12 protein-coding genes are annotated in these 12,487 nt (G+C 68.8%); 10 read left to right on the top strand and 2 right to left on the bottom strand.

Annotated elements, in window-relative coordinates:
• Nucleotides 1-10: 10 nt before the first annotated feature.
• The 10 genes from LTV02_RS16595 to LTV02_RS16550 all read left to right on the top strand — a co-directional run bounded on the left by LTV02_RS16595 (nucleotide 11) and on the right by LTV02_RS16550 (nucleotide 11,525).
• Nucleotides 11-1,144 (top strand): VOC family protein, encoded by a 1,134-nt coding sequence (locus tag LTV02_RS16595; RefSeq protein ID WP_233040858.1) that lies wholly within the window; start codon nucleotides 11-13, stop codon nucleotides 1,142-1,144.
• Nucleotides 1,141-2,079 (top strand): fumarylacetoacetate hydrolase family protein, encoded by a 939-nt coding sequence (locus LTV02_RS16590; RefSeq protein ID WP_233040857.1) that lies wholly within the window; start codon nucleotides 1,141-1,143, stop codon nucleotides 2,077-2,079. The genes LTV02_RS16595 and LTV02_RS16590 overlap by 4 nt, the downstream gene beginning before the upstream one ends.
• Nucleotides 2,076-4,262 carry an acyl-CoA synthetase gene (locus LTV02_RS16585; RefSeq protein WP_233040856.1) on the top strand — a complete coding sequence of 729 codons (2,187 nt, stop codon included), beginning with the start codon at nucleotides 2,076-2,078 and terminating at the stop codon, nucleotides 4,260-4,262. Before LTV02_RS16590 ends, LTV02_RS16585 begins: the two co-directional genes overlap by 4 nt.
• Nucleotides 4,259-4,615, top strand: coding sequence for a DoxX family protein (locus LTV02_RS16580; protein ID WP_233040855.1), 357 nt, complete (start codon nucleotides 4,259-4,261; stop codon nucleotides 4,613-4,615). The genes LTV02_RS16585 and LTV02_RS16580 overlap by 4 nt, the downstream gene beginning before the upstream one ends.
• A complete protein-coding gene (gene mhpA / locus LTV02_RS16575) occupies nucleotides 4,612-6,186 on the top strand; it encodes a bifunctional 3-(3-hydroxy-phenyl)propionate/3-hydroxycinnamic acid hydroxylase MhpA (protein ID WP_233040854.1) in 1,575 nt (524 codons plus the stop codon). The genes LTV02_RS16580 and mhpA overlap by 4 nt, the downstream gene beginning before the upstream one ends.
• A 61-nt stretch (nucleotides 6,187-6,247) precedes the next feature.
• Entirely contained in the window at nucleotides 6,248-7,258 is a 1,011-nt protein-coding gene (locus LTV02_RS16570; RefSeq protein ID WP_233040853.1) for an amidohydrolase family protein, read from the top strand.
• Between the two features lie 72 nt (nucleotides 7,259-7,330).
• Nucleotides 7,331-8,515: a cytochrome P450 gene (locus LTV02_RS16565; protein WP_233040852.1), complete on the top strand. Its 1,185-nt coding sequence runs from the start codon at nucleotides 7,331-7,333 to the stop codon at nucleotides 8,513-8,515.
• Nucleotides 8,516-8,529: 14 nt separating this feature from the next.
• On the top strand, nucleotides 8,530-8,727 hold the full coding sequence (locus LTV02_RS16560) for a ferredoxin (RefSeq protein WP_233040851.1): 198 nt from the start codon (nucleotides 8,530-8,532) through the stop codon (nucleotides 8,725-8,727).
• A 140-nt stretch (nucleotides 8,728-8,867) separates the two neighbouring features.
• Nucleotides 8,868-11,063 (top strand): MMPL family transporter, encoded by a 2,196-nt coding sequence (locus LTV02_RS16555; protein WP_233040850.1) that lies wholly within the window; start codon nucleotides 8,868-8,870, stop codon nucleotides 11,061-11,063.
• 159 nt (nucleotides 11,064-11,222) lie between these two features.
• A complete protein-coding gene (locus LTV02_RS16550) occupies nucleotides 11,223-11,525 on the top strand; it encodes a LapA family protein (protein ID WP_233040849.1) in 303 nt (100 codons plus the stop codon).
• Here the strand turns inward: LTV02_RS16550 and LTV02_RS16545 are convergent.
• Both LTV02_RS16545 and LTV02_RS16540 read right to left on the bottom strand, forming a co-directional pair.
• Nucleotides 11,469-11,693 carry a type 2 periplasmic-binding domain-containing protein gene (locus LTV02_RS16545; protein ID WP_233040848.1) on the bottom strand — a complete coding sequence of 75 codons (225 nt, stop codon included), beginning with the start codon at nucleotides 11,691-11,693 and terminating at the stop codon, nucleotides 11,469-11,471. The genes LTV02_RS16550 and LTV02_RS16545 overlap by 57 nt on opposite strands.
• A 9-nt stretch (nucleotides 11,694-11,702) precedes the next feature.
• On the bottom strand, nucleotides 11,703-12,410 hold the full coding sequence (locus LTV02_RS16540) for a LysR family transcriptional regulator (protein ID WP_233040847.1): 708 nt from the start codon (nucleotides 12,408-12,410) through the stop codon (nucleotides 11,703-11,705).
• Nucleotides 12,411-12,487: the final 77 nt, after the last annotated feature.

Below are 12,487 nucleotides of genomic sequence, written 5' to 3'. Positions count from 1 at the left end.
GGAGTGGTCGATGAGCGGCCATCACGATGTACACAGCGGTCTGCACAGCGAACATGGGGCGCACGCGGGTGAGCATCCGGGCCGGGCGAACAATCCCGTAATCAAGGTGCTGGATCTGGCGTGGCTGGAGTTCGAGAAGCCCGACCTGGACCGCGCGGAGACTTTCGCGCACGCCTTCGGATTCGCGACCGCGTCGCGTACGCCCGGCGAGCTGCGATTGCGCGGGACCGATCCGGGCTCACCCTGTGTGCTCATCCGGCGTGGCGCTCGCTCGCGCTTCGTCGGTCCGGCCTTTCGCGCCGCCGATTCCACCGATCTGCTGCGACTGGCCGGGGTGACCGGTACGCGAGCCGAACCGTTGCCGGAGTCGCTGGGCGGGCTGACCGTCGACCTGGTGGATCCGAGCCGCCTGCGGGTGCGGGTGGTCGCCGAGACCCACGAACTGGAAGCCCTACCGACGCAGCGGCCGCACCTGTTCAACTTCGGGGACGAGATGACGCGGGTGAATGCCACACAGCGACCGCTGCGCGCACCGGCACGCGTGCGCCGGCTCGGGCACGTGGTGATCCAGTCGACCCGATACCGCGAAACCCTCGACTGGTATCTGCGGAATCTGGGGCTGATCGTCAGCGACTTCCTCTATTACCCGGGCCAGCGCGAGCGCGGTCCGGTCATGAGTTTCATTCGCTGCGACCGGGGTTCGGTGCCGGCCGACCATCACACGCTCGCGCTGACCCTCGGCCCATCGAACCGGTATGTGCACTCGGCGTATCAGGTCGCCGACCTGGACGCGCTCGCCGCGGGCGGTGAATACCTGCGCGAGCAGGGCTATCACCGATCGTGGGGGATTGGCCGCCACATCCAGGGCAGCCAGATCTTCGACTACTGGCGTGATCCCGACGGGTTCATGGTCGAGCACTTCAGCGACGGCGACATGTTCGATTGCACCCTCGAACCGGGCTGGGCGCCGATGAGCGCTTCCGGTCTGGCGCAATGGGGTCCGCCGGTGACCAAGGACTTCCTCGGCATCAAGCCTGGCGCCGAATCGCTGCGCGAGTTGCGCTCGATCGTCGACGCGCTGCGCGAGGACAACGAATTCGATATCCGCCGCCTGCGCGGCCTGATGAAAGTGGCCAATTCATGAGCACATCCATTCTTCGCACCGCCGACGCCTGGTGGGTGCGGACCCCCGCCGGCGCCGCCCGCATCGATACCGCCGCGACGACCACGCGGGAACTGCTCGCCGATCGTGCGGCGATCGACGCGGCCGCATCCGGTGCGGAAACCGTGGCGGTGGAGAGCCTTTCGCTGATCTCGCCGGTGACCGCGCCGTGCCGGGTGGTGGCGCAGATGACGAATTTCGCGTCCCACGTGAAGGATTCGGGGATGGATCCGGAGACGGTGCCGCTCACGTTCTTCCGCAAGACGTCCGGATCGATCAGCGGGCCCCACGACGATGTCATCCGGCCCGCGCATGTGCAGCTGCTCGACTACGAGGTGGAGATCGGCCTCGTGTTCGGCCGCGAAATGCCGGTCGGCTCCGAGATCTCGGCCGAGAACCTCGCGGACTACGTCGCGGGCCTGGTCGTCACCAATGACATCTCGGCGCGCGATGTGCAGCTGCCGAAAACCCAGTTCTACGAAGCGAAGTCGTATCCGACCTTCACCCCCGTCGGCCCGGCGCTGGTGCTGCTCGACGCCGATGAGCTGAAGCGGTTCGGTGATCTGCGGCTGCGGCTGTGGGTCAATGGCCAGCTGCGGCAGGACATGACGGTCGCGGACATGATCTACCGGCCGGTCGAGACGCTGCGCGCGCTGACCCGCTTCCAGCGCATGGACGCCGGAGATCTGCTGCTCACCGGCACCCCGATCGGCACCGCGCTCAGCGCCCCGCCCAAGCCGGTAGAGATCATCGCCTCGCTGCTGCCGCCGAAGGTCAAGTGGAAGATGTTCTTCCAAGGCCAGGCCAAGAATCCGAAGTATCTGAAGGACGGGGACGTGGTCGAGGCCACGATCGGCACCGACGACGGCGCCCTGGACCTGGGCCGGCAGCGGACGGTCGTGAGGTACGCCCGATGACCGGCAACCCCACCCTCGAGACCGCAGCCGAGGACCTGCTCTGGCCCCGGTACACAGCCCCGGAGGACCTGGCCGCCATCGAAGCGATACCGCTCGAGGCGCGCGGCCTACCCGAATCGACCTACGCACTGCTCGTCCGCGCAGCGACGCGGTGGCCCGACCGCACCGCGATCACCGTACTGCCCGATGCGGCCCGGTGGCGAAAGCCATTGCAGCGCACCTACTCCGAGCTGCTCGCCGACGTCCACAGGTACGCGAACCTACTGCACGACCTCGGCGTACGCCGCACCGACGCAGTCGCCCTGATCGCACCCAACTGCGCAGACCTGATCCCCGCCACCCTCGCCGCACAACTGGCAGGCATCGCCGCGCCGATCAACGGCGGCCTATCACCCGAGCACATCGCCGAACTACTGCGCCGTTCGGGCGCCCGGGTCCTGATCGCCGCCGGTCCAGAACTCGCACCCGAAACCTGGACCACCGCAAGCGTACTCGCCACACGCGGCCTGTTGGATGCGCTACTGGTATTGCGCCCGACAGCCGCCGCGCCGCACGCCGCCGCGCCGCACGCCGCCGCGCCGCACGCCGCCGCGCCGCACGCCGCCGCGCCGCACGCCGCCGCGCCGCACGCCGCCGCGCCGCACGCGGCCGCGCCGACCGACTGGCCGAATGCGGTCCCCTCGAACACCGCGACGCCGAACTCGGCCGTGCCGAACGCTGTCGCCCCGAGCTCCGCCAGGCCGAACTCCGCCAGGCCGAAAGCGGTTTCGTCGAATGCCGCCGCATCGAACTCGACGCCCGACTCGGTACCGAATGCCGTGGGGCCGCTGGCCCTGCCAGGCATCGAAGGTGTCGTGATCGGCTATCTCGATACTCTTGCCGCCGAAGCGGATTCGAGTCAGTTTCATGGAGTGCTGCCGACCGCATCGGATTTGGCGGCGCTGTTTCACACCGGCGGTACGACGGGGGTGCCGAAGTTGGCGGCGCACCGGCATTCCGGTGAGGTGTCCAATGCGTGGATGATCGCTGCCAACTCGCTGCTCGACGAGGGGTCGGTGGTTTTCGCCGCGCTGCCGCTGTTTCATGTCAACGCGTTGGTTGTCACGCTGCTCGCGCCGTTGTTCCGCGGTCAGCCGGTGGTGTGGGCCGGTCCGCTGGGGTATCGGGACTTCACGCTCTTCGCGGAGTTCTGGAATATCGTGGCGCACTATCGGATTGCCACGATGAGCGCGGTGCCGACGGTGTACGCGGTGCTGGCGCAATGCCCGATCGGCGCCGACATCTCGAGCCTGCGTTACGCGATGGTCGGTGCGTCACCGCTGCCGGTAGCGGTGCGTGAGAACTTCGAGCTGCATACCGGAGTCACGCTGGTGGAGGGATATGGCCTCACCGAGGCGACGTGCGCCTCCGCGCGCAGCTTCCCGGATGTTCCCCGGCCCGGCGCGGTCGGGCAGCGCATGCCCTATCAGGAGGTCGCGGTCGTGCGCACGACTGCAGACGGGGCGTGGGAGACCCTGCCCGCCGGGGAGAAGGGTGTCCTGGTCATCAGCGGCCCAACGATTTTCGCCGGATACGTGACCGGCCGCGACGAACACGGCCACCGCCTCGACGGACTGGGCGCCGTGGTCGACGGCTGGCTGAGCACCGGCGACCTGGCCCATATCGACGCCGAGGGATTCATCCATTTGCACGGTCGCGCAAAGGATCTCATTATTCGCGGCGGCCACAATATCGATCCCGCGAGCATCGAGGACGCACTGCTGAGCCACCCGCAGGTCAGCGCCGTCGGGGCGGTCGGCCGCCCGGACATGCACGCCGGTGAGGTTCCGGTCGCGTATGTCGCCCTGACCGCCGGCGCCGACGTCACCGAGGACGAGCTCGTGGTGTGGGCGGCCGAGCGGGTACCCGAGCGCGCCGCCGCGCCCAAAACCGTGACCGTTCTGGACGCGCTGCCGGTCACCGATGTCGGCAAGCCGTACAAGCTGGGCCTGCGCGCCGATGCCACGCGACACGAACTCCTCGACGCGCTCGCCGAGTCCACCGGTGTGGCCCAGGTCGCGGCCGCGGTGGAGGACGGTGCGATCGTCGCCACCGTCGTACTGGCCCCTGCCGCCGACCGGGCTGCGGTCGAGGCGATCCTGGGCCGCTATGCGATCGACGCGAGAATAGAGGTGCGGCAATGAAAACCGTGACGAAGGTACTCGGTGGCGTGCTGGCGGCCGAATTCCTGGCGCTCGGCACAGCCAAGGTCGCGGGGGTGGCGTCGATGCGCGAGCGTGCCGCGCATCTCGGATACTCCACCACCGCCTATCGCGGCATCGGCGCGGTAGAACTGGTCGCGGCTGGTGGATTGCTGCTGGGACCGATCCGCCCCGCGATCGGCCGGGCGGCCGGGGCCGGGCTGGTGCTTATGATGACCGGTGCGGTCGCGAGCCATCTCCGAAACCGCGACAGCGCAACCGAAATCGCGCCCGCCGCCGCCACGGCGCTGGCCGCCGCGGCCTACGTGGCCACATTCACCGGTGGATCCCGATGACATCGCCGACGATTCCGGTGGTGATCGTCGGGGCGGGACCGTCCGGGCTCACCGCGGCCACGCTGCTGGCCCAGTACGGCATCGAATCGCTGGTCCTCGAGCGATGGGACGGCGTCTACCCGCAGCCGCGCGCCGTCCACCTCGACGGTGAGATCCGGCGGATCGTGGAACGCCTCGGCATCGGCGCGGGATTCGACGCGATCACCCGGCCCGCCCTGGGGCTGCGGCTGGTGGATCCACGGCACCGGGTGCTGGCGCAATTCGACCGCGACCCGGCCGGGGGCCGCAACGGATTCCCCGAAGCCAACCTGTTCGACCAGCCGGAGCTGGAAGCGCTGTTGCGGGCCAATCTGGCGTTGTATCCGGCCGTCTCGCTGCGCGGGGGTGTGGAAGTCACTGGGCTGACGGTCGAGAAAGACTGTGTCCGCGTGGATTTCGACGACCGTGCGACCGGCGCGACCGAGTCGGTACGCGCCCACTATGTACTGGGTTGCGACGGCGCGAACAGCCTGGTGCGCACTGCGATCGGCGCGCACATGCGGGACCTGCGATTCGAGCAGCGCTGGCTGGTCGTCGACCTCGCGACCACGATCGATCCCGGGCATTGGGGTGGCGTGCATCAGGTGTGCGACCCGAGCCGAGCCGCCACGTACATGCGCATCGGCACAACCCGCCATCGATGGGAATTCCGTTTGCGGCCAGGCGAATCCGCCGACGACTACGGTGATCTCGACCGCCTGTGGCCGCTGCTGACCCCCTGGCTGTCCGACGCCGACCACGCGGGTCTGGAACTGGTCAGGGTGGCGGAGTACACCTTCCGCGCGCAATTGGCCGACCGCTGGCGCACCGGGCGGGTGTTCCTGCTCGGCGACGCCGCCCACCTCACCCCGCCGTTCATCGGCCAGGGCATGGGCGCGGGCCTGCGCGATGCCGCCAACCTCAGCTGGAAACTCGCCGGGGTGCTCCGCGGCGAACTGCCGGAATCAGTCCTCGGCACCTACGAAACCGAACGGAAACCGCACGCGCACACGATGATCCGCCTGGCCAAACTCACCGGCCTCACCATGACCGAGGGCGGCGAACTGGGCAATCGGCTCCGCAGTCTGCTCGCTCCGCGCCTGCACCACCTGCCCGGACTGACCCGGACGATCATCAGCGGAGAGTCCCCGCCACTACACCGCTCCGCACTAGTAGCCGCACCACCGCTACGCCGAGGCCTGGCCGGACGCCTGGTCCCGAACGAACACATAGCCGACGGCCGCGTGGACGACCTCATCGCCGGTCGCTACGCCGTCATCACGACTTCCGCCCCATCACCGGCCGAGACCGCACCCATCGAACAACGCGGCGGTGTGGTGCTACACGCCACGCCCGGCACCGCACTGCACCGCTGGCTCCGCGCCGGGCGCACCGACGCCGTACTCGTCCGCCCCGACGGCACCGTGCAGACCTGCGGCAGAACCCTGTCGGATCTGCTGCCGTCACTGCCGACTTTCGCGCCGAGCACCCGCCCAGCGCAGGCCGGCTCACCAACCCCGAAAGCCGCCGGTCGATGCGAGGGACACCCGTGACGATGTCGCCGGCTTGTGGATCGTCGCCTTCGAATACCACTGTCGCAGAGGAGATCTCCGAGTGTCGGAAAACGTAGCGTCAGGCTCGGCCCATCCGCTGTCCGGTGCTATCGACGTGCACGCGCACTTCCTCACGCCCCGGCTGCGGCAGGCGCTCGTGGCCGCCGGGCACGCTCAACCCGACGGGATGCCTGCCCTCCCCGAGTGGAGTGCCGCCGCGGCACTCGAGTTGATGGATCGCACAGGCGTGGAAGTCGCGCTGCTCTCGGTGTCCTCCCCAGGCGTCTTGATGCAGGACCCGCGCGAAACCCGCGACCTCGCGCGGACCGTGAACGAGGAAGGCGCACGCCTGGTTCACGACCACCCGGCCCGCTTCGGACTACTGGCTTCGGTACCGCTGCCCGACGTCGACGCAGCGGTCGCCGAGGTCGCGCACGCCTTCGACGAACTGTCCGCCGACGGTATCGCTCTCGAAACTAATTACGGCGGAACATATCTCGGCGACCCCGCCTTCGCCCCGCTACTGGCGGAACTGGATAGCCGCCACGCTGTCGTCCACCTGCATCCCACCTCTCCCGCCTGCTGGCAGCACACCAGCCTGGGCCGCCCCCGGCCCATGATCGAGTTCCTCTTCGACACCACCCGGACCGTCGCGCAACTCATCCTCGACCGCGTCACCGAGCGCTACCCGAACATCCGCTTCATCGTGCCGCACGCCGGCGCCGCGCTGCCGGTCCTGGCCGACCGCATCGCCGGTTTCGCCGTGCTCGACTCGCCCGCATCACCGGTGGACGTCCTCGCCGCGCTCGGCCGAATGCATTACGACGTAGCCGGATTCGCGCTACCCCGCGCCTTACCCGCCCTGATGCAACTCGTCACCCCCGACCGCCTGCTCTACGGTAGCGACTTCCCCTTCACCCCCGACTGGGCGGTACATGGCCTTGCCGAGGCACTTGCCTCGACCACACTGCTGACTCCCTCCGAACGCCGGCTCATGCTCCGCGGCAACGCTTCAGCGCTGTTCCCGCGCCTACGACCCCCACACCGCCCCGATCCGGAAACCGCACGGTGAAGGCGCAACAGCCTCTCCCAGATCCTGCCGGGGTTCACCGCGGGCCCCTGCTGAACATGACAAGGAAAGATCATGCGCCCACGTCATGAAGTGCCGGTGTACCGGCCGGACATCTATGCGCCGCAAGCGATCCTGGACCCGTACCCGCACTACGCGAAGCTGCGTGAACTCGGCCCAGTGGTGTGGTTGCCCCAGCACAAGGTCTACGCGCTGCCCCGCTACGCCGAATGCAAGGCCGTGCTGCGGGACGACAAGACCTTCGTCTCCGGCGACGGCGTCGCGCTCAATCCCGTCGCCAACCGGCTTTCCCGCGGCACGACCCTCAACAGCGACGGCGAGGACCACGCGGCCCGCCGCGCCCGGGTCGCCCACCGGCTCACGCCCCGGGCACTGCGCGCGATGACCGAAGTCGTGGAACGCCAGGCGGTCGAAATCGTCGATGCCGCAATCGAACAGCGCACCGTCGATGGCGTCGAGGTCGCGGCCGCCCTGCCCATGTCGGTAGTTCCCGACCTCGTCGGGTGGCCGGCGGAGGGGCGGGAGAACCTGTTGCGCTGGGGCGCGGCCACTTTCGATGCCCTCGGCCCCCTGAACGGCCAGGCTGTGCAGTCGATACCAGCCGGTCTGGGTATGCTGCGGTTCGCGCACACCGTCGCGAAGCGGCGGAAGGTGCTGCCGGGCAGCATGGGCGACGACCTGCTGCGCGCGGCCGACGCAGGCGAACTCGCCCATGCGGAATGCCCCGCGCTGATGATCGACTACCTGGCACCGTCCCTGGACACGACTCTCAGCGCGATCGCGAGCGCCCTGCACCTGTTCGCCACCCACCCCGGTCAGTGGCAGCTCCTCAAGAACGAACCCGGCTTGATTCCCAACGCGGTCAACGAGATCGTCCGGTTCGAATCCCCATTGCGTGCCTTCAGCCGCAAGGTCGCGCGCGACACCGAAATAGCCGGCGCCGCGCTGCCCGCGGGCGTACGCGTCCTCGTCCTCTATGCCTCGGCGAATCGCGACGCGCTGCAGTGGGACGACCCCGACACTTTCGACATCCGCCGCAACGCCGCTCCTCAGCTCGGTTTCGGCCACGGCGCGCACGGCTGCGCCGGTCAAGGCCTCGCCCGCCTGGAAACCCAGGCGATGCTGCGCGCCCTCGTGGCTCGTGTCGACCGGATCGAACCGGCGGGGCCACCCGAATGGGTGCGCAACAACATCATCCACCGCCTCGGGCGGCTCCCGATCGAACTCGTCCCGGCCTGAAAGGAGGAACCCTGGTGAAGATCTCCGCCGACCACGACCGCTGCGAAGGACACGGCCTGTGCACGCAGCAGGCCCCCGCGATATTCGAACTGGACGACGACGGTGTACTGGTCCACCACTTCGAAGGCGCCGATATCCCGCCGGAGCAACTCACCCCCGCACGGGCGGCCGTCACCTCGTGCCCCGTGGCCGCGCTGTGGGAACTCCCGTGACCAGCTGACCAACCCCGAAAGCCACGGATTGATGCGAATGACACTGATGACGATGCCGTCAGCGCCAGTGTTAAGGTAGCGAAATTATGCGTGATCGCTACCGCTAGACCCTTTGTCGATGTCTGGGTAGGAGGAAGCGCATGTCTCGCTATCTGTTCGCTCTGGGCCGGTTCGTGGCCCGTCGCCGCTGGTGGATGCTGGCGGTCTGGGTCGTCCTGCTGATCGGGGCGATCACGTTCGCCGCGAGCACGGGCGGCAAGACCAACGACAATTTCACCGTCCCCGGCACCGAATCGCAGGACGCGGTGTCGCTGCTGCAGGAGCGGCTGCCCGCCTTCAGCGGCGCGCAGATGCAGGTCGTCTTCGCCACGCCGGGCATGGTCAAGGTGAGCGATCAGCGGGTGAGCGCCGAGATCGAACAGGTGATGACCGGCCTGAAAGGGCTGCCGCAGGTCGCGGCGGTGGTCGACCCGTTCCAGTCGCGGGCGGTGTCACCGGATCAGCGGGTGGCGCTGGGCAGCGTGCAGTTCGCGGTATCGGCCGGCGAGGTCGAGCAGAGCACCCTCGATGCGGTGAACCGGGTCGCGGATTCGGCGCGCGACGCGGGGCTGCGCGTGGAGTTCGCCGGTGCCGTCTATCCGGGGTTCTCCGCCGAAATCCCGCACACCCCTGAGATTCTCGGCATCGTCGCGGCCTTCGTCATTCTGCTGATCACCTTCGGCGCGGTCGTCGCCGCCGGCCTGCCGATCGTCACCGCATTGGTCGGCGTGGGCATCGGGCTCACCGGTATCCTCGGCATCGCCGCGTTCGTCGACGTCCCCTCTGCCGCGACCTCGCTGGCGCTCATGCTGGGCCTGTCGTGCGGCATCGACTACGCACTGTTCATCCTGTCCCGGCACCGTCACCACATCGTGCTGGGAATGACTGCGGCGGAATCGATTCCGCTGGCCGTCGGCACCGCGGGCAGTTCGGTGGTCTTCGCCGCGGTCACCGTCATCATCGCGCTGTGCGGACTGGCGGTCGCGGGCATCCCGTTCCTCACCGTCATGGGCCTGACCGCGGCGGGCGCGGTGCTGGTGGCCCTGCTCGTCGCCCTGACGCTGCTGCCCGCCCTGCTGTCGTTCGCGGGTGGTCTGGTCGCCAAGTTCATCACCCCGCCGCTGCAGCCGGGCAAGCCCGAACAGGTGGCGCGCCTGGCCGCCTACGAGCCCGAACGCACCTGCGGGCACGCCTGGGGGCGGTTCGTCACCCGATTCCGCGTCCCGCTGCTGGTGGCCGGCGTCGCGGTGCTGGCGGTGCTGGCCATTCCGGCCACCCGCATGGATCTCGGATTGCCCAGCGGTGCGACCGAAGCCGAATCGAGCACCGCGCGTAAGGCTTACGACCTGGTGAGCGAGTCGTTCGGGGCAGGGTTCAACGGCCCGCTGCTGGTGGTGGCCGATCTCTCGCACGCCGCCCCCGATGCGGCGCAGACATTGATCGGGCGCTTGCAGCAGGAGCCGGGCGTCGCGGTCGTGCAGCCCGCGGCCGCGGACAACGGGATGGCGCTGATTCAGGTCGTGCCCAAGACCGGTCCCGCCGATTCCGCGACCGATGACCTGGTGAAGCGGCTGCGCGACGACCGGGACGCCATCGAGAACGGCACGGGGGCAACGTATCTGGTCGGCGGCACCACCGCCGCCAATATCGACACCTCCAAGCGGCTGGGCGAAGCGCTGCCGGTGTTCCTGGTGGTGGTCGTCGGCTTGGCGCTGGTGCTGCTGACCATCGCCTTCCGCACCATCCTGGTGCCGCTCACCTCCATCGCCGGATTCGTCCTGTCGGTCTTCGCCTCCCTCGGCGTGCAGGTGGCGGTCTTCCAATGGGGATGGGGCGCAAGCGTTTTCAATCTCCCCGAAGGGCAGACGCTGAGCTTCCTGCCGATCATCACCCTGGCCATCATCTTCGGCCTGTCCAGTGACTACCAGATCTTCGTCGTTTCCCGCATCAAGGAGGAGTTCACCCGCACCGGCGACGCGATCACCTCGGTTCAGAACGGCGTCGCCCACTCCGCCCGCGTGGTGACGGCAGCCGCGCTGATCATGTTCGCCGTCTTCGTCGCCTTCACCACCGTCGACAGCCCGATCGTGCGTCCACTGGCGTTCACCCTCGCCATCGGTGTCCTGCTGGACGCCTTCATCGTCCGCCTCACCCTCATCCCCGCGATCACCGCGCTCATCGGCGCCCGCATGTGGCACCACCCGCGCTGGTTCGCCCGCTACGTTCCCGACCTCGACATAGAGGGAGTCGAACTCGAAAACCGATTCGCTTCCAAGGCCGAATCCATGGCGCATTGATCCATCCGGCACGCCGCCCATGCTCTCGGATTTGCTGGGTATGTCGTGTACATGACAAACACACCGGAACCACCGCACACCCCGCCCACCGGAGCGGCTCGTCCGCCCACGGAACCGTTCACGCCGCCCGGCAGACCCACGCCGCCGACGGAGCCGCCGGTGACGGCACCACCGCCCGCCGCACCACCGGCGACCACCACCCGCCCACGGACCCCGATCAAACACACCAGAACCGGCCGGGTCTGGCTGGCCCTCGCCTCGGGCGCACTGATGCTGATCGTCTTATTGATCTTCATCCTGCAGAACACCCAGCGCGTCGTGATCTCGTTCCTCGGCTGGGACTTCGAGTGGCCGCTCGGTGTCGCGCTGCTTTTCGCCGCGATCGCGGGCATCCTCCTCATGGCGCTAGCCGGTGGGGCCCGCATCTGGCAGCTCCGGCGGGCCGCCGCCGCGCGGCAGTGAGCCCGTCAGCCGGTATTCGTCGAGCAGCGCTTCGGTGAAGGCCGCGGCCGCCGGGGTGGGATTGGCGAGCGGCACGGCCAGGCAGAGCTCCCATTCGAGGGGCGCGGCCAGTGCCGTCCAATGCAGCGGCGCGAGCCTGGCGGCCGAGGATTGCGGCAGGATCGCCACGCCGAGGTTTTAGCGGATCAATTCGGCGATGGTGTCGAGGTCGCTGACCTCGTAGCGCACGTCCACCGCGATGCCGTCCACGGCGAGCGCATTGTCGATGAGGCGCTGGACGATCCAGAAGCGGGGGAAGGTGACGAACGGTTCGCCGGCCAGTTCGGTGAGCGCCACGTGGTCGCGGGTGGCGAGGCGATGGCGGGGCGAGCAGACCAGGACCAGCGGTTCCGACAGCAGGCGGATGACCCGCACACCGCGCGGCACGCGCGCCGGGGGCGCCATCAGCGCCAGGTCCAGCGCGCCTTCGGCCACCGCGTTCATGCGTTCCTCGGGGCCGCCGGTCGAATGGGTGATCCGCACCCGGACCTTCGGGTGGGCGGCATGGAAGCGGGACAGCAACGCGGGCAGGTGAATCGGGCCGTTCGAAACCAGGATCGCGAAGTCGACGTTCCCGCCCAGCTGGTCGCGAAAAGTCGTCACCGATTCGGCGGCGCGCTGGGTGGCGGCGAGGACGGCTCGGGCTTCGGGTAGCAGCGCGGCTCCGGCGGGGGTGAGCGTGATGCGCTGCCGGGAGCGATCGAAGAGCGGCGTGCCCAGATCGTGTTCGAGTTTCGCGATGGCCGCGGAGACGGCGGACTGCACCACATGGACCCGCTGGGCGCCCCGCGAAAAGCTCGATTCGGTGGCGACCGCGACGAAGTACTCCAGTTGCCGGAGCTCCATGGATCGAGACTAGCGGCTGTGATCGGCATCTCGGCGGCGGCGCACGATCGGTGCGCGGGCCTGGTGCTATCGCGCGC

It is taken from the genome of Nocardia yamanashiensis (assembly GCF_021183565.1).
Lineage (GTDB): Bacteria > Actinomycetota > Actinomycetes > Mycobacteriales > Mycobacteriaceae > Nocardia > Nocardia yamanashiensis.
This window is presented reverse-complemented; position numbering and strand designations above follow the sequence as displayed.